This is a genomic window from Pandoraea captiosa (assembly GCF_902459775.1).
In the GTDB taxonomy this organism is placed as follows: Bacteria; Pseudomonadota; Gammaproteobacteria; order Burkholderiales; family Burkholderiaceae; genus Pandoraea; species Pandoraea captiosa.
In genome coordinates this window covers 131,836-148,194 of record NZ_CABPSQ010000010.1, presented here as the reverse complement: position 1 = coordinate 148,194, position 16,359 = coordinate 131,836, and the positions used below count along the sequence as shown (strand labels likewise).

The following is a 16,359-nucleotide window of genomic DNA, read 5'->3' as shown; positions in this document are numbered from 1 at the left end:
GGGGCGCGCTCGCGCTTAAGAAACGTAGGAGCGAGACACATGACTGCATCCGTGAATGCCGCAGACAAGGCAGCCGACATCACCACCGACGTCGCGATCGTCGGCGCAGGTCCGGTCGGATTGATGATCGCCAACATCCTTGGCCTGCAAGGCGTGCGCGTCACCATCGTCGAGAAGCTCGATCAGCTCATCGACTACCCCCGCGCCATCGGCCTCGACGACGAAGCCCTGCGGGTCTTTCAGGCGGTCGGCCTCACCGACGCCCTGCTTCCCCACACGACCCCCGACCACTGGATGCGCTTTCTGACCAGCGACGGTCACTGCTTCGCCTCCATCGAACCCCAGACCGACGAATTCGGCTGGTCGCGCCGCAACGCCTTCATCCAACCGCTGGCGGACCGCGTGCTGTTCGAGGGACTCGACCGGTTCGCGCATGTCAACGTGCTGTTCGGCCACAGTGTCGAAGCCCTCACGCAGGACGCCCTGGGCGTGACGCTGACGACGCGCACGAGCGCCGGTGAGCTCCGTACGCTGCGCGCCGCCTATGTCGTGGGAGCGGATGGCGGAAACAGCCTGATCCGACGCATGCTGGAGGTGCCGTTCGAAGGACGCACCAAGCCGAACCAGTGGATCGTCGTCGACGTGCGTAACGATCCGGTCGGCGCGCCACATGTCTATCTGCATTGCGACCACAAGCGCCCCTACGTCTCGGCCGCCTTGCCACACGGCATTCGTCGCTTCGAATTCATGGTGATGCCCGGCGAGACGGAAGAAGAACTCTCGAAGCCGGAGAACATGGCCGCGCTCATCCGCAAGGTGGTCGCACACCCGGACAAGGTGGATTACATCCGCAAGCGCGTCTATACGCACAACGCCCGCCTTGCACGCACCTTCCGCGTGGAGCGCGTGCTGCTCGCGGGCGACGCCGCGCACATCATGCCGGTGTGGCAAGGGCAAGGCTACAACAGCGGGATTCGCGACGCCAACAACCTCGGCTGGAAACTCGCGATGGTCGTCAAGGGGCAATGCTCGGCGCGCCTGCTCGACACCTATACGGCCGAGCGCCGCCCGCACGCGCGCTCGATGATCCATCTCTCGGAAGTCGCGGGCGACCTCTTCGCACCGACCACACGCTTCGGTGTGCGGTTTCGCGATGCCTTCGTGCGCAGCTTCAACCTGTTTCCGGCGGTCAAGCGCTACTTCGTCGAAATGCGTTTCAAACCGATGCCGCGTTACGAGGAAGGCGTTGTCCTGCTTCCGCCCCCGCAGCATACGGGCGGATGGCTTGCCCGGGTACTGGAGCGCTCAGGTAATTCGGCGCCGGGGCGTTTGCTCGGCCTGATGAGTCAGAAACGCGATTCGTGGCTGGGCCGACTCGCCTACGGTCGCGATCCGCTCGCCAGCTCGCCGGTGGGCCGTCTGTTCATTCAGCCGAAGGTCCGCACGAGCGAGGGCGAGATTCAGCGGCTCGACGACGTCATCGGCAACCATTTCGCCGTGGTGGGGTGGGGCGCCGATCCGACCTTCGGTCTGACGCCCCAGGCGCGCGCTGTCGCCGACAGGCTCGGCGTGCGTTTCGTGCTCGCCAAACCCGACGTCCAGATGGCGCACACCGACGATGTTCCGGAAGGTGTGATTGCGATCGGTGACCCGCTCAACCGCCTGAAGAACTGGTTCGCCGCACGCCCCCAATCCGTTGCGCTGCTGCGGCCCGATCGCTTCGTTGCCGGTGTCTGCGCGCCGCAGGAAGTCTCCGACATGCTCCTTGAACTCGCGAGCAAGGTCAGCCTTTCCGAAGCCCCGGTGCGTCTCGTGACGACACCCGCCGCAAACGTACACACCGACGCCCCCGTCACCCTGCAAAAAGTCGCCGGAGCCTGAGCATGCCGATTCATCTGGAATGTATTTCGCACACGCCGCTGCACGGCTACTTCGATCCCGCTGACGACGTCGTGTCCGAAGTGAAGCGTATTCAGGAACAGGCGCGCGAGCGCGTGCGCGCGTTCGATCCGGAACTCGTCGTGCTGTTCGCGCCGGACCACTTCAATGGCTTCTTCTACGACGTCATGCCGCAGTTCTGCATCGGCGCGGCCGCCACCGCCATCGGTGACTTCAAGAGTCTGGCCGGCACGCTGCCAGTGCCGTCGGCCACTGCCCATGCGCTCACCGAAGAGGTGCTGGCATCGGAAGTCGATGTCGCCTTGTCCTATCGCATGCAGGTCGACCACGGCTTCGCCTACGCGCTGGAAGTGCTCACCGGCGGGCTCGACGTCTATCCCGTCGTGCCGGTGTTCATCAACTGCGTGGCTCCGCCGATGGCGACGCTGCGCCGCGCGCGCCTGTTGGGCGATGCGATTGGCCGTCACTTTTCGCAGACGAACAAGCGCGTGCTGGTCGTGGGCTCGGGCGGCATCTCGCACGAGCCGCCGGTGCCGGAGTTGATCGGCGCGAGCGAGGAAGTGGCCGAGCGTCTGATCGCCGGACGTAATCCGTCGCCGGAGTCCCGTGCAGCGCGTCAGGCCCGCACCGTCGCGGCGGCAAAGGCGTTCACCTCGGGTGAGAGTCATATGCATCCGCTCAATCCGCAGTGGGATCGCGCATTCCTCGAATTGCTGGCGAGCGGCCACCTGAGCGCACTGGATCTCATCGACAACGACACGATCACGCGCGAGGGCGGCAAGTCGGCCCACGAAATCCGCACCTGGGTCGCCGCATTCGCCGCGCTCGGCGCCTATGGCGAGTATCGCGCTTCGGTCGATTATTACCGCGCCATTCCCGAGTGGATCGCCGGTTTCGCGGCCATGCACGCCGCTCCCCAGAAGACCCTGGCTGCTGCGGCCTGAGTCCACACGGAACCCTCCATGCCAAATTACCCATTGATCCAAACGCTCGCCGAACGCCTTCGTCAGGCCGAGATATCGCGTCAGCCCATCGCCCCCGTGCGCGGCGAGATCGCACTCGACGACATGGCGAGCGCCTATGCCGTGCAGCAGCACAACGTCGACCTTCGTATCGCCGCAGGCGAGCGCGTGGTCGGTCGAAAGATCGGATTGACGTCGCTCGCCGTCCAGAAACAACTCGGCGTAGATCAACCCGACTTCGGTGCGCTCTTCGCCAGCATGGCGTACGGCGATGCGCAGCCGATGCCGCTGGCGAGCCTCATTCAGCCGAAGGTCGAAGCGGAAATCGCGCTCGTTCTCGAGCACGATCTCACGCATGAGAAGCACACCTTTGCCGACATCCTGCGTGCGAGCGCCTATGCCGTGGCGGCCATCGAGGTCGTCGACAGCCGCATCGAGCAATGGAACATCCGCTTCGTCGACACCGTGGCCGACAACGCGTCGAGCGCGCTGTTCGTGCTGGGCAGTCGGCCGGTGAAGCTCTCCGACGTCGACCTGAGCGCGTGCGCCATGACGCTCTCGCGCGACGGCGAAGTGCTCTCGCGCGGCAACGGCGCGGCGTGTCTGGGCAACCCGCTCAATGCCGCCGTCTGGCTCGCCGATCGCATGGCGCAGTTGGGAACGCCCCTGCGCGCGGGCGATGTCGTACTCACCGGTGCGCTCGGGCCCATGGTGCCCGTGACCGAAGCGGGAACGTTTGTGACCGACATTGAAGGCCTGGGCAGCGTACGGGCGGCATTTGCCTGAAGGCCTGAGAGCCTGAGGTTCTGAGGGCCTGAGGACTTGCAGCACGCGGGCTCAGCCCGAATCGAACGATCTGCCAACAAGAGCGGACGGATAAGCGGACAAGGGAAACATTCCCTGACTATGGAGACAACGCAATGAACGCATCAACACCGCAGGAAGCGAATCGCGCCAGGGGTAGCTTCGCGACGATCGGGCTATGCCTGGCCATCGCACTGCTCGAAGGCCTCGACCTGCAATCCGCAGGCGTGGCGGCACCGCGCATCGCCAAGGAATTCGGACTCTCGGTCGCGCAGATGGGATGGGCCTTCAGCGCCGGCGCGATTGGCCTGTTGCCGGGCGCGGCGCTGGGCGGACGGCTTGCCGATCGCTGGGGACGCAAGCGCGTACTGATGATGTCCGTGGCGTTGTTCGGCATCTTTTCGCTTGCCACGGCGCATGTCTGGAACTTCGAGTCGCTGCTCACGGCGCGCTTTCTGACCGGGCTGGGTCTCGGGGCCGCCATGCCGAACCTGATCGCCCTTTGCGCGGAAGCCGCCCCGCACGGCCAGCGAAACACCGCCGTGGGCGCGATGTATTGCGGCATGCCGTTCGGCGCTGCGCTGGCGGCGGTGATAGGCATTGTCAGCCCCAGCGAGGAAGGCTGGCGTCACGTGTTTTACGTCGGCGGTTTCGGTCCGTTGTTGATGGTGCCGCTGCTGGGTCTGTGCCTGCGTGAATCGGCGCAGTTCGTGGCGAGCCGTGTGGCGCGCTCCGCGACTGCCGGCGCCAGCGCACAACTCACGGCGCAAGCGACACCGAGCGTCATGCACGCGTTGTGGAAAGAAGGGCGTACGCGCACGACCATCGCGCTGTGGATCAGCTACCTGGGCACGCTCATCGTGCTCTATTTCCTGATGAACTGGCTGCCGTCGATGGTCGTGGCCAACGGCCTGTCGCGCGCGCAGGCTGGCGTCGCCATCATGATGTTCAACATCGGTGGGGGCATTGGCGCTATCGGTATCGCCAACGTAATGGACCGCTTCTCGCCGCGCCTGACGGTGATCGGCATGTATATCGGTATTGCGCTGTCGCTGGCGGGACTGTCGAGCGCCATCGGTGCGCTGACGATGGCCACCGGGGCGTTTTTCTGCGGGTTGTTTCTCGTGGGCGGTCAGTCGGTGCTCTATTCGATGGCGGGTCAGGCTTATCCGACGGAAGTGCGCGGCACGGGTGTCGGCGCGGCGGTGGCGATTGGGCGTCTCGGGTCGATTCTGGGACCGCTGATTGCCGGGCAGTTGTTCGCACTGGGACAGAGCGCGTCGATGCTGGTGTCGTCGAGCATTCCGCTGATCGTGATCGCCGCGCTGGCTGCGCTCACCGTCGTCGGCACGTTCGCGCCGCGCCTCGTGGCAGGTATGGCCCAGTCGGGACGTTGATCCGGCGTCGCGGGTGGTGCCGTTCGGCACATTCGATAGAAGCGCCGGATTGGGCGGCGAGATGCCCATGGCATCGCTGCTGCCCTCGTTTTCATTCTCATCGTTGCCATTGCACCGGCAACATTCGTAGAGGAAGTCATCATGACTGCAACTCAATCGACCGGCACGCCGCTCACGGAAGCGTCGACGAGCCGTTTCGTCACCATTCGCGACGCGGACACCGAGTTCCGCATTCATTACAACGATGTGGGCAACGGCGCCGAGACCGTGGTGATGTTGCACGGCTCGGGACCGGGCGCAACGGGATGGGCCAACTTCAACCGCAACGTCGCGCCGCTGGTCGAGGCGGGATATCGCGTATTGCTGGTGGATTGCCCCGGTTGGGGCAAGAGCTCGTCAGTGGTCAACACGGGGTCCCGTTCGGAGCTGAACGGACGTGTTCTGAAGGCAGTGCTCGACGCACTCGATATCGAGCGCGTGCACATCATCGGCAACTCGATGGGCGGGCATAGCACGGTGGCGTTCGCGCTGGCGAATCCGACGCGCGTCGGCAAGTTGATTCTGATGGGCGGTGGCACCGGTGGCCCGAGCCAGTTCGTGGCGATGCCGACCGAGGGGATCAAGTTGCTCAATGGTCTGTACAAGGACCCGACCATCGAGAACCTGAAGCGCATGATGAACGTGTTCGTCTTCGACGCCAGTTCGATCACGGACGATCTGATGCAGGCACGGCTCGACAACATGCTCGCCAACCGCGAACATCTCGAGAACTTCGTGAAGAGCCTCGCCGCGAACCCGAAGCAGTTCACGGACTATGGCGCGCGACTTGGTGAAATCGCCGCACCGACGCTGATCGTCTGGGGCCGGGAAGATCGCTTCGTGCCGATGGACGTCGGCCTGCGCCTGCTCGCCGGTCTGCCCAATGCGCAATTGCATGTGTTCAACCGTTGCGGCCACTGGGTGCAATGGGAACACGCAGACGCCTTCAACCGCATGGTTCTGGACTTTTTGAAGCATTGAGGGCGGAGGCGACAGCGCCCTGGCGCTGCGGTTTCCGTAGGTAAGACAAGGGGTTACGTGAGAATCGCGTAACCCCTTGTCATTTTTCCGCCCGTTGCGGACAGCGAAATCCGGCGGCGGCGAGCCTCGCATGCCCCTTAGCCCGGTCCCGCCGCAGTGGTCCCGAAAACCGCAGTGCGTATACGACTAAAGTCCAATGCATCCCCGCCGCTCGGTGGTTAGCATTCCTTTCGAAGATTACGTTTTGGTCGTGCGCGGGAATTGAGCGGAACTGAGCGGGAATTGAGTGGGGAATTAGGCAGGTCGCGTCTCTCTTCCTTTAAACCGTTGTGGGTACAGCGCCCGTCCAATACCCGGGGCCGTACCGTTATTGACGCGGATCGTACGTCAATTCCGTGGGAAGTCGGCGATCTCGCGCCGCTTCTCATGACTAGCAGGAGACCTGTATGAAGATGAAGACGAAGGAAGTCACCCGAAGCGATTCGGTGTCGCAATCGAGCGCGGAAGCGCCCGTCACCGAACTCAAGCCGCACGAAGTCGATCAGGTGAGCGGGGGGGCGGGAAATAGGAAGCCCACGCTGACTCCCAACCTTAACGCCGCGACGCCGAATTTCCAGAAGACCAACCAATACCTCTAGTAATGCGGCTCCGACTGGCCATCGCGCGATGACGCATTTACGCAACGTCCCGCGATGGTCCAGTCGGAACGAGGTGTCATTACGATAAGGAATCGATATGAAACGAGTCAATCAAAAAACGTCTGATAAGGCAGGCATGCCGGGCTCGGACACCGACAAGGATCGGTCGACGGAAGTCACCGCACTGACCGATCAGGAGATCCGTGAGGTCAGCGGTGGAAACGGTAAGCGCAACGCATTTGGCGTCAGCCCAGTTGCCGTCATCCCAGTTGCCGTCGGTCCGGCGTTCCCCCACAGGCATGCGGTCTGACCCGTGGCTTCATTACACCGTCTTTTCTGAGGTAATCCCAATGACAACCAAAGCTGAAAACACCACACAACGCACCGAGTCTGTGCAGCCCGCCGAACTCTCGGCAGAAGAAATCGCTCAGGTCGGCGGCGGCGTGGGCCCGAACCGGTACAACACCGGGTTGAGCGTGCCGTCGACGACTAGCGCCGGCGCAACGAAGCCGCTCTCAGGCGGCCGGGGTGTGGCGGGCTGACGTCATACGTAGGGCACTCGCAGCCGCCGCCGCGAGTGCCCTGCTTCGAGTACGACATCGCGCGCCGACACTTCATTACTCCCTCCCGCATTGTCTGACGCGACCTATCGCGCTGCTCCGCCCCCTGCACCGTGCCCCTATTCCGTGAAGAAGCGCTTGCTGCGCAAAAAACGACGTCCCTCGGGGAGATCGTTCTCGTTCAGCCGCTGTCCATGCGCTTGCTGAGCGTCGTGCTCACGACGTTCGCCGTTGCGGTCATCCTCTTTCTGACGTTTGGCAGCTATACCCAACGCGCCACGGTGCGTGGGCAATTGGCGCCGGCACAGGGGCTGATCAAGCTCTACGCGCCCGAGAGCGGCATCGTGGTCGAGCGACGCGTGCGCGACGAGCAGGTGGTGAAAGCCGGCGACGTGCTCTTCGTCGTCTCCGGCGAACGTCAGAGCGCCCTGGGCGCCACGCAGGCCGCCATCAGCGCGCAGGTGCGCCAGCGCGACGAAAGCCTGCGCGATTCGCGCGACAAGACGCGTGTCATGCAGACAAGCGAGCGCGACAGTCTTGAGGCCACCGTCAAGGGTCTGCGCGGGCAAGCCGGTGCACTGGACGCGCAGATCGCGGGCCAGCGTGAGCGTGTGTCGCTCGCGGAACAAACTGCGGAGCGTTATCGTGGGCTGGTCGGGCAGGGCTACATTTCGCAGGAGCAGGCCGATCAGAAACGGGCGGACGCCCTCGATCAACGCGGTCAGCTCCAGTCCCTCATGCGCGAGCGGCTTCGCGTGGGCGCCGATCTGGCCGCCCAACAAAATGCACTGACCGAACTCGCGGTGAAGCAGGCGAAACAACTGGCCGCGATCGATCGTGAAATCTCGGGCAACGCCGAAGCATTGAGTCAGAGCGAAGCCAAACGCAGCGCGGTGATCGTGGCGCCGCAGGCGGGCATCGTCACCGCAGCGGTGGCCGAAGTCGGTCAGGTCGTCGACGCCCAGCGCCCGCTCGCCGCCATCGTGCCCGCAGGCGCCCGCCTTCAGGCCGAACTCTATGCGCCGAGCCGGTCCGTCGGGGCCGTCAAACCGGGCGACAAGGTCCTGCTGCGCTATCAGGCCTACCCGTATGAGCGCTTCGGGCAACAGCCCGGCGTGGTGGACGCCGTCGCACGAACGGCGCTGCCCGCAGACCAGCTTGGCGACGCCGCCCGCGCGCAGCGGGAAAGCGCTGGCGAGCCGCTGTATCGCATCATCGTCTCGTTCGACGCCACGCCGACGTCGCCATTGGGTCAACCCTGGGTGCTGCGCTCGGGCATGCAGGTCGAGGCGGATCTGCTGCAACAGCGCCGCCGTTTGTATCAATGGGCGTTCGATCCCGTCCAGAGTCTGTCGGGGAAACTGTAATCATGCTTGAACGTCTGGCACTGGGCTTTCGCCAACGCATGCCGCTCATGCTTCAGACCGAGGCCGCCGAGTGCGGGCTTGCCTGTCTGGGCATGATTGCCGGCTACCACGGTCATGAGACGGATCTCGCGACGCTGCGCGGGCGCTTTCCGGTCTCGCTCAAAGGGCTCACGCTCGGGGCGCTCGTGCAACTCGCCGCGCGCATGGAACTGGCGTCGCGCCCCGTCAAACTCGACATCGACGCGCTGTCCAAACTGCGCCTGCCGTGCATTCTGCATTGGGAGTTCAATCATTTCGTGGTCTTGCGCGAAGTGAGCAGCCGCACGGTCACGATCTTCGATCCGGCGATGGGCATTCGAAAATGCTCGTTCGACGAAATCTCGCGAAGTTTCACGGGCGTGGCGCTGGAACTGTGGCCCACGGCCCAGTTCTCTCCGCTGCGCGAGCGCCGCCCTGTGCGCTTGCAGCGTCTGATCGGGCGCATCACGGGACTCGGCGCGTCCATTGCGCACGTGGTCACGCTGGCGCTGGTGCTCGAAGTCCTGATGGTGCTGCAGCCGTTCCTCATGCAGTGGGTGATCGATCACGTGCTGCCCAGTGCGGATCTGGACCTGCTGACGACGCTCGCCATCGGGTTCACGCTGCTATTGCTGATGCAACAGGTGACCACCGTGGCGCGCGGCTGGGTGCTGATGTTTCTGGGCACCACGTTGAGTCTGCAATGGCGCAGCAACGTCTTCATGCACCTGCTACGCCTGCCCGTGACCTATTTCGAGAAGCGGCATCTGGGCGACGTAGTCTCGCGCTTCGGCGCGATCGACGCCATCCAGCGCACGCTCACGACCTCGTTTCTCGAAGCCATGCTCGACGGTCTGGTCATGAGCATTACGCTCGCCATGATGTTCGTCTTCAGTGCGCCGCTCGCGTGGATAGCCGTGGGCACGATGGCGCTCTATGCGTTCGGCCGATGGCTATGGTTCGTGCCGCTGCGCGATGCGACCGAAGCCCAGATCGTGCACACCGCCAAGCAGCAGACGCACTTTCTCGAAACGGTGCGCGGGGTCAAGACCATCAAGCTATTCCGTCAGCAGGACGAACGACGCTCGCGCTGGCTCACGCTGCTCGTCAACCAGATCAACGCGGACCTGACGATCCAGAAAATGGCGCTCGGTTACCGGGCGCTCAGTGGGGTGCTGTTCGGTCTCGAGACGATCATCATCATCTGGCTTGGCGCCCGCTTCGTGCTGGGGGGCACGTTTACCGTGGGCGCGCTGATCGCGTTCATGGCGTTCAAGCTGATGTTCGACACGCGTGTGAGTGCGTTGCTCGACAAATGGGTGGACGTCAAGATGATGCAATTGCAGGGCGAGCGTCTGGCGGACATCGTGCTGCATGCGCCCGAGCCTGCGTCGCCCGCGACCTGGCGAGACGCGGCCGAGCTGAGCGACACGCCGTCGGTGCCGATCATCGAGGTGCGCAATCTTCGTTTTCGTTACAGCGAGCACGAGCCCTACGTGCTGGACGGCGTGAACTTCCGCATCGAGGCGGGGGAATCGGTGGCGATCACCGGCGTTTCCGGCGGCGGCAAGTCCACGCTCATCAATGTGCTGCTCGGCATTTTGCCGCCGACCGAGGGCGAAGTCCTGCTCGACGGGGTGCCGGTGGGGCACGTGGGGCTGGACAAACTTCGTCAGCTTGCCGGGACCGTGTTGCAGGACGACACGCTGTTCGCAGGCACCATCGCCGAGAACATCAGCTTTTTCGACCCGCATGCCGACCTCGCCTGGGTGGGCGAATGCGCGCACGTGGCAGCGATACACGATGACATTGCGGCGATGCCGATGGGGTACAACACGCTCGTCGGCGACATGGGCACGGTGCTCTCCGGCGGACAGAAGCAACGCGTGCTGCTCGCGCGTGCGCTCTACAAGCGGCCCAGCGTGCTGTTTCTGGACGAAGCGACAAGTCATCTCGACGTCGAGCGCGAAAGGGAAGTGAACGCCGCCATCGCCACGCTGCCGATCACGCGCGTGATCGTCGCGCATCGCCCGGAGACGATCGTCACCGCGTCGCGCGAGCTGATGCTCGCCGCCGGGCGTATCGTGCGCGACGTTCGGCATGCGGATACGACGCGTCGTTCGGGGGGCGGGGGTAACGGTGGTGGCGGAGCGGGTGCTGAGGATGCCGTAGGTGTCGCGGGGGTCGCGGGTGCCGTGGATGCCGTGGATGCGGCGGGTGCCGTGGGTGGCGCGCGTGTCGCGGGTGAAACGGGCCCAGCGGGAACTGTGGGTGTCCCGGTTTCGGCTGGTGTGGTGGAAGCTGTGGACTCAGTCGGTGCGGCAGGTGTGGTGGACGTCGTGGGCTCGGTCGGCGCGGCGGATGTGGTGGAAGCCGAGGGCTCGGTCGGCGCGGCAGGTGCGGCGTCAGCATGAACCTCGTGCAACGCCTCGTCGTCGCGCGCGTGCACCTGGAGCCGACATCGTCGTCATCGACGCCTGCACCTTCGGCACCTTTCGCGCCCTCCTTGCCTTTGATCCCTGCTGCGCCTGCGGTGTCTATGGCGTCTTTCGTATTGCGCACTCGGCGCCTGTTGCCTGCCGTGCTTGCACTCGGCGCGGCGCTGTTCTCTCAGACAGCCGCTGGCTGGGGCTGGAACGACCCGCTGAACACGATGGTGCCGCCCCCTCCGGCTGCGCTGGATACGCCTTCGTGGCAAGCGTCGGTTTCTTCAGCGGCGTTGGCGTCATCGACTTCGTCGCCAGTGGCAACGAATACGGTCGCCAGCACGGACGCGCCGCTTTCATTGCCCGATGCCGTCGCCATGGCCCTGACCACGGACCCTCGGACGCGGCAGGCGTGGGCCGAGATACAGGGCAGGCAGGCGCGTTTGGGCGTAGCGCGCTCGGCCTACCTGCCCAACGTGACGGCGACCGGCAGTATCGCGCGGGTCGGCCAGCGTGTGACTTACGATGATTCGCCGGAATTCGATTCGTCGCTGAACAGCCGCAGCACGGACATTGCGCTGAATCTCACGTGGGTGCTGTACGACTTCGGCCAGCGCTCGGCGACCGTCACGCGCGATACGGCGCTGGTCAACGCTGCCGTTTCGTCCAGGAATGCGAGCTTGCAGACGGTTTTTCTCGACACGGTGAAGGCTTACTACGAGGCGCAGGCGCGTCGTAGCGTGTTGCGCTCGGCGCGCGAAGCCGAGCGAATCGCGCGTGAGAGTTTCGATGCCGCTGCGGCGCGCCTGACGGCGGGAATCGGCGCACGCGCGGACCAGCTTCAGGCGGAGACGACATGGTCGCGCATGCGTCTGGCGACGTTGCAGGCCGAGAGTGCGGCACGTCTGGCGATCGGTGAGCTTGCGCTGGCTATCGGCGCACGCGCGGACACCGCGCTGACGCTAACGCCGCTGCCGCCGTTGGGCAGCGAGACACTCGACGAGCGGCGTGCAGTTGGCCCGATGCTCGACCAGGCGCTCGCGCAGCATCCGGATGTGCTTGCCGCGCAAGCCGAGCTGGAGGCCGCGCAGGCCAATGTCGACGTCGTGCAAAGTCAGGGACGCCCAACGATCTCGCTGACCGCGTGGGCGGACCGGGGCGACACGCCGATCACGCAGGTCACGACGCGTCAGGTGATCAATAACCGGAGTGTCGGGATTCAGATCTCGATTCCGTTATTCGAAGGCTTCTCGCGTCAATATCGCGTGCGCGACGCGCAGTCGGAAGTGGACCGACGCCGCGAGACGCTCAATCTGGTGAAGCGCCGCATTGCGGCAGACGTCTGGCGTCACTACGAGGTGTTTTCATCGAGCGCGGATACATTGCAATTGGCGGGAACGCTGGTGACGCGCGCACGCGAAACGACCGATGTCGCACTCGGGCGGTACAAGGCAGGCGTGGGCACCTTGCTGGAATTGCTCAAGGCGCAGAACGATCTGACCGATGCCGAGCAGCAGCGCATCGCGGCGTATACAGCATTGCAGACGGCGCGTTTGCAACTGGCGGCGGACGTGGGGAGGCTGTCGGTGGAGGCGTTGCGGTGGTGATTGGGGTGGTCGCGAACGTGCAGGCGAAATGCGGAAACGCAAAGGGGTTACGTGGAAACCACGTAACCCCTTTGTTTATTTGGTGCCGGCTGCAGGACTCGAACCCGCCACCTGATGATTACAAATCAACTGCTCTACCAGATGAGCTAAGCCGGCGAAGTCGTGTATTGTAACCGATTCACCGGTTACTGCGACTACCTGTTGGTGCGAAATATTGGTGTGACGTCATCCGCTTTGGCGGTGTCCTGACGCAAAGCCTCGAAAGGCAACGCGCGAACACCGCTTCGCTTCGACTTACTTCACCACCTTCAGGTGTGCACGCCCAGCGTTACCGCCAGCCGCACCGTTGCCGCCCGGGCGGGTCGGATCCGGATCGTCTTCACCCGTTTCCTGCACCGACGGCACCGCTTCCAACTCGGGACTCTCATCCGCAGACGCCTGCTTGTCGACCGGGAACGCCATCCCCTGGCCATTCTCGCGAGCGTAAATCGCCAGCACGTTCGGTACCTGCACTTCCACCTTCTGTGAGATACCGCCGAAGCGAGCGCTGAATTCGATCCAGTCGTTGCCCATCTGCAATCCGCTCGTGGCGTCGAAGCTGATGTTCAGCACGATCTCGCCATCTTTCACAAACTCGCGCGGAACCCGCGTCTTGGCATCGACATGCACGGCCAGATACGGCGTGTAACCGTTGTCGGTACACCACTCGTACAGCGCGCGCAGTAAATAAGGCTTCGTAGACGTTTCAGGCATATGACCAACGTATCCCGCCACGAAACCCGCCCGTCACCCTCGACAGGCCGGCTTCACCGGCGGGCAAATCAACGCATTAGCGACGCATGACCTTTTCGGACGGCGTCAGTGCTTCAATGTAAGCCGGACGGCTGAAAATCCGCTCGGCATACTTCATCAACGGCGCAGCATTCTTCGACAACTCAATGCCGTAGTGATCCAGACGCCACAACAACGGCGCAATCGCCACGTCGAGCATCGAAAACTCTTCGCCCAACATGTACTTGTTCTTCACAAAGATCGGCGCCAACTGCGTCAAACGATCACGAATCGACAGACGTGCCTTCTCGTGATTCTTCTCCGCCGCCTTGCCCTTCTCGTTTTCGAGCGCGCTCACGTGAACGAACAGCTCTTTCTCGAAATTGAACAGGAACAAACGCGCACGCGCACGCTGCACCGGGTCGGCCGGCATCAGTTGCGGATGCGGGAAACGCTCGTCAATGTACTCATTGATGATGTTCGATTCGTACAGAATCAGATCGCGCTCGACAAGAATCGGCACCTGACCGTACGGGTTCATCACCGCAATGTCTTCCGGCTTGTTGAACAGATCGACGTCACGGATTTCAAAATCCATGCCTTTTTCGAACAGAACCAGCCGGCAACGCTGGGAGAAGGGGCACGTCGTGCCCGAGTACAAAACCATCATAGCGCGTCTTCCTTAAAAACCAACGGGGCCGGGGCGGGAAACCGACGCTTCCCGAGCCCTGGCCCCGTCGTACAGACGTTATTTTACTTCACGTCCTTCCAATAGGCCGAATTCAGGCGCCAGGCAAGTACCGTAAAGAGTCCCAGGAACAACAAAACCCATACGCCCAACTGCCGACGCGTACGCTGCGCCGGTTCCGACATCCAATCCAGATAAGATACCAAATCCGCCATGGCAGAATCAAATTCCACCGGCTTCATCGTCCCCTGAGTGATCTGCACGAACTGCGCCGGACCATGCTCCCCGCCCTGCGCATGCTTCAGACCCCGCTGCCCCTGCAACTGCCAGAACGGGTTCGGCATGCCGACATTGGGAAACGCCAGATTGTTCCAGCCGGTCGGACGCGCGTCGTCCCGGTAGAAGGTACGCAAGTATGTGTACAGCCAGTCCGTTCCTCGGGCCCGCGCCTCGACCGACAGGTCAGGCGGGGCGGAGCCGAACCACTCCTTGGCGTCCGCCGTGCGCATGGCCACGGTCATGGTCTCGCCGATCTTGTCGGTCGTGAAGAGCAGATTGTTCTTGATCTCCGCTTCCGACAACCCCAGATCCTTGAGACGCGAATACCGCATCGATGCCGCCGAATGGCAGTTCAGGCAGTAGTTCACGAACAGCTTGGCGCCGCGTTGCAGCGACGCCAGATCGTCGATCCGGCTGGGCGCCGTGTCCAGCGCACCACCCTCTTCAGCCAAGGCCGGCGCCGCGAAGCCACTCAGAAGCGCCAGGATAAGCAACAGTTTTCTCATCTTGATATCCCTAGTCGTCGTTTGAGTGCGCTCAATGCGCCGCGAAGGTCACGCGATCCGGCACCGGCTTGAACGTGCCGCGCTTGCTCCACAGCGGCATCAGCCAGAAGAATCCGAAGTAATACAGCGCGCCGATCTGCGAAATGGCGGTCTTCACGGGCGTCGGCTCCTGGATCCCCAGATAGCCCAGCACCGCGAAAACGACGACGAGAATACCCAGCAATACCTTGTGGAAGCCCGGACGGTAACGAATCGACTTCACCGGGCTATGGTCCAGCCACGGCAGGAAGAACAGCGTGACCACCGCGCCGCCCATCACCACCACGCCCCAGAACTTGGCTTCCGTCAGGAACATGAACAGCAGCAGCAGAACCACACCGCCGGACGCCGCCACCTTGGTCGTCACGGCAGCACGGCCCTTGATCCACCAGACCGCCGTGACAAGCAGCGCCACGCCCATGAGCAGATGCTTGAAGTCGTCGGTCGTGGCGCGCAGCATCGAGTAGAACGGCGTGAAATACCAGACCGGGGCGATGTGCGGCGGTGTTTTGAGCGGATCGGACGGAATGAAGTTATTCGCTTCGAGGAAGTAACCGCCCATCGTCGGCGCAAAGAACACGATTGCCGAGAAAACCATCAGGAACACACCCACGCCCATAATGTCGTGCACGGTGTAATACGGATGGAACGGAATGCCGTCGAGCGGACGGCCGTTGGCGTCTTTCTTGTCCTTGATCTCGATGCCGTCCGGATTGTTCGACCCGACTTCGTGCAGCGCGATGATGTGCGCGACGATCAGGCCGATCAGCACCAGCGGGATCGCAATCACGTGAAACGCAAAGAAGCGGTTGAGCGTGGCGTCCGACACGACGTAATCGCCGCGAATCCACAGCGACAGGTCCGGCCCGATGAACGGAATCGCCGAGAACAGGTTCACGATCACCTGCGCGCCCCAGTAGGACATCTGGCCCCACGGCAGCAGATAGCCCATGAACGCTTCGGCCATCAGGCACAGGAAGATCAGACAGCCGAACACCCACACCAGCTCGCGCGGCTTGCGGTACGACCCGTACAGCAGCCCGCGGAACATGTGCAGATACACCACGACGAAGAACATCGAAGCGCCCGTCGAGTGCATGTAACGGATGAGCCAGCCCCAGGGGACTTCGCGCATGATGTACTCGACCGACGCGAACGCGAGGTTGGCGTCGGGCTTGTAGTTCATCACCAGGAAGATGCCGGTGAGAATCTGGATCACCAGCACCAGCATGGCCAGCGAGCCGAAGAAGTACCAGAAATTGAAATTCTTGGGAGCGTAATACTCGGAAGCGTGGTCCTTCCAGAGCTGCGTGAGCGGAAACCGGCGATCGATCCAGCCCAGCAAGCCCGTCGTGTCGACCTGTTTGTCGGCGGCCAT

Annotated in this window: 15 protein-coding genes and 1 tRNA gene; 11 read left to right on the top strand and 5 right to left on the bottom strand. The window is 63.3% G+C overall.

Going from position 1 to position 16,359, the window contains the following annotated elements:
• Positions 1-39: 39 nt before the first annotated feature.
• The 11 genes from PCA31118_RS21345 (at position 40) to PCA31118_RS21295 (ending at position 12,698) form a co-directional block, all read left to right on the top strand.
• Positions 40-1,881: a bifunctional 3-(3-hydroxy-phenyl)propionate/3-hydroxycinnamic acid hydroxylase gene (locus tag PCA31118_RS21345; protein ID WP_150627010.1), complete on the top strand. Its 1,842-nt coding sequence runs from the start codon at positions 40-42 to the stop codon at positions 1,879-1,881.
• 2 nt (positions 1,882-1,883) lie between these two features.
• Positions 1,884-2,843 (top strand): 3-carboxyethylcatechol 2,3-dioxygenase, encoded by a 960-nt coding sequence (locus tag PCA31118_RS21340; protein ID WP_150627009.1) that lies wholly within the window; start codon positions 1,884-1,886, stop codon positions 2,841-2,843.
• 18 nt (positions 2,844-2,861) lie between these two features.
• Positions 2,862-3,647, top strand: a complete 786-nt coding sequence (gene mhpD, locus PCA31118_RS21335) for a 2-keto-4-pentenoate hydratase (RefSeq protein ID WP_150627008.1) — start codon at positions 2,862-2,864, stop codon at positions 3,645-3,647.
• Between the two features lie 134 nt (positions 3,648-3,781).
• On the top strand, positions 3,782-5,062 hold the full coding sequence (gene mhpT, locus PCA31118_RS21330) for a 3-(3-hydroxy-phenyl)propionate transporter MhpT (RefSeq protein ID WP_150627007.1): 1,281 nt from the start codon (positions 3,782-3,784) through the stop codon (positions 5,060-5,062).
• A 141-nt stretch (positions 5,063-5,203) separates the two neighbouring features.
• Positions 5,204-6,082, top strand: a complete 879-nt coding sequence (locus PCA31118_RS21325; protein WP_150627006.1) for an alpha/beta fold hydrolase — start codon at positions 5,204-5,206, stop codon at positions 6,080-6,082.
• 446 nt (positions 6,083-6,528) lie between these two features.
• Positions 6,529-6,720, top strand: coding sequence for a hypothetical protein (locus PCA31118_RS21320; RefSeq protein ID WP_150627005.1), 192 nt, complete (start codon positions 6,529-6,531; stop codon positions 6,718-6,720).
• A gap of 97 nt (positions 6,721-6,817) precedes the next feature.
• The gene (locus PCA31118_RS21315; protein ID WP_150627004.1) at positions 6,818-7,030 is read left to right on the top strand and encodes a hypothetical protein; all 213 of its coding nucleotides are present in this window, start codon (positions 6,818-6,820) and stop codon (positions 7,028-7,030) included.
• 40 nt (positions 7,031-7,070) lie between these two features.
• Positions 7,071-7,262 carry a hypothetical protein gene (locus tag PCA31118_RS21310; protein WP_150627003.1) on the top strand — a complete coding sequence of 64 codons (192 nt, stop codon included), beginning with the start codon at positions 7,071-7,073 and terminating at the stop codon, positions 7,260-7,262.
• A 212-nt stretch (positions 7,263-7,474) separates the two neighbouring features.
• Positions 7,475-8,647 carry an HlyD family secretion protein gene (locus PCA31118_RS21305; protein WP_150627002.1) on the top strand — a complete coding sequence of 391 codons (1,173 nt, stop codon included), beginning with the start codon at positions 7,475-7,477 and terminating at the stop codon, positions 8,645-8,647.
• Positions 8,648-8,649: 2 nt separating this feature from the next.
• Positions 8,650-11,079 carry a peptidase domain-containing ABC transporter gene (locus PCA31118_RS21300; RefSeq protein ID WP_174990554.1) on the top strand — a complete coding sequence of 810 codons (2,430 nt, stop codon included), beginning with the start codon at positions 8,650-8,652 and terminating at the stop codon, positions 11,077-11,079.
• A gap of 125 nt (positions 11,080-11,204) precedes the next feature.
• Positions 11,205-12,698: a TolC family protein gene (locus PCA31118_RS21295; RefSeq protein WP_174990553.1), complete on the top strand. Its 1,494-nt coding sequence runs from the start codon at positions 11,205-11,207 to the stop codon at positions 12,696-12,698.
• Between the two features lie 80 nt (positions 12,699-12,778).
• Here PCA31118_RS21295 and PCA31118_RS21290 read toward each other — a convergent pair.
• The 5 genes from PCA31118_RS21290 to PCA31118_RS21270 form a co-directional block, all read right to left on the bottom strand.
• A tRNA-Thr gene (locus tag PCA31118_RS21290) sits at positions 12,779-12,854 on the bottom strand.
• Between the two features lie 138 nt (positions 12,855-12,992).
• Positions 12,993-13,451: a ClpXP protease specificity-enhancing factor gene (locus PCA31118_RS21285; RefSeq protein WP_150627000.1), complete on the bottom strand. Its 459-nt coding sequence runs from the start codon at positions 13,449-13,451 to the stop codon at positions 12,993-12,995.
• Between the two features lie 76 nt (positions 13,452-13,527).
• Positions 13,528-14,139 (bottom strand): glutathione S-transferase N-terminal domain-containing protein, encoded by a 612-nt coding sequence (locus tag PCA31118_RS21280; RefSeq protein ID WP_044457268.1) that lies wholly within the window; start codon positions 14,137-14,139, stop codon positions 13,528-13,530.
• An 83-nt stretch (positions 14,140-14,222) separates the two neighbouring features.
• On the bottom strand, positions 14,223-14,942 hold the full coding sequence (locus PCA31118_RS21275; RefSeq protein ID WP_044457269.1) for a cytochrome c1: 720 nt from the start codon (positions 14,940-14,942) through the stop codon (positions 14,223-14,225).
• Positions 14,943-14,973: 31 nt separating this feature from the next.
• On the bottom strand, positions 14,974-16,359 hold the full coding sequence (locus tag PCA31118_RS21270; protein ID WP_150626999.1) for a cytochrome b: 1,386 nt from the start codon (positions 16,357-16,359) through the stop codon (positions 14,974-14,976).

Excerpts from the sequence above, each read along its gene's own strand:
- PCA31118_RS21320 (WP_150627005.1), top strand. The coding sequence starts at position 6,529 with ATGAAGATGAAGACGAAGGAAGTCACCCGAAGCGATTCGGTGTCGCAA.
- PCA31118_RS21295 (WP_174990553.1), top strand. The coding sequence starts at position 11,205 with ATGGCGTCTTTCGTATTGCGCACTCGGCGCCTGTTGCCTGCCGTGCTT.
- PCA31118_RS21300 (WP_174990554.1), top strand. The coding sequence starts at position 8,650 with ATGCTTGAACGTCTGGCACTGGGCTTTCGCCAACGCATGCCGCTCATG.
- PCA31118_RS21275 (WP_044457269.1), bottom strand. The coding sequence starts at position 14,942 with ATGAGAAAACTGTTGCTTATCCTGGCGCTTCTGAGTGGCTTCGCGGCG.
- mhpD (WP_150627008.1), top strand. The coding sequence starts at position 2,862 with ATGCCAAATTACCCATTGATCCAAACGCTCGCCGAACGCCTTCGTCAG.
- PCA31118_RS21340 (WP_150627009.1), top strand. The coding sequence starts at position 1,884 with ATGCCGATTCATCTGGAATGTATTTCGCACACGCCGCTGCACGGCTAC.
- PCA31118_RS21270 (WP_150626999.1), bottom strand. The coding sequence starts at position 16,359 with ATGGCCGCCGACAAACAGGTCGACACGACGGGCTTGCTGGGCTGGATC.
- PCA31118_RS21315 (WP_150627004.1), top strand. The coding sequence starts at position 6,818 with ATGAAACGAGTCAATCAAAAAACGTCTGATAAGGCAGGCATGCCGGGC.
- PCA31118_RS21285 (WP_150627000.1), bottom strand. The coding sequence starts at position 13,451 with ATGCCTGAAACGTCTACGAAGCCTTATTTACTGCGCGCGCTGTACGAG.
- PCA31118_RS21325 (WP_150627006.1), top strand. The coding sequence starts at position 5,204 with ATGACTGCAACTCAATCGACCGGCACGCCGCTCACGGAAGCGTCGACG.
- PCA31118_RS21310 (WP_150627003.1), top strand. The coding sequence starts at position 7,071 with ATGACAACCAAAGCTGAAAACACCACACAACGCACCGAGTCTGTGCAG.
- PCA31118_RS21280 (WP_044457268.1), bottom strand. The coding sequence starts at position 14,139 with ATGATGGTTTTGTACTCGGGCACGACGTGCCCCTTCTCCCAGCGTTGC.
- PCA31118_RS21305 (WP_150627002.1), top strand. The coding sequence starts at position 7,475 with ATGCGCTTGCTGAGCGTCGTGCTCACGACGTTCGCCGTTGCGGTCATC.
- mhpT (WP_150627007.1), top strand. The coding sequence starts at position 3,782 with ATGAACGCATCAACACCGCAGGAAGCGAATCGCGCCAGGGGTAGCTTC.
- PCA31118_RS21345 (WP_150627010.1), top strand. The coding sequence starts at position 40 with ATGACTGCATCCGTGAATGCCGCAGACAAGGCAGCCGACATCACCACC.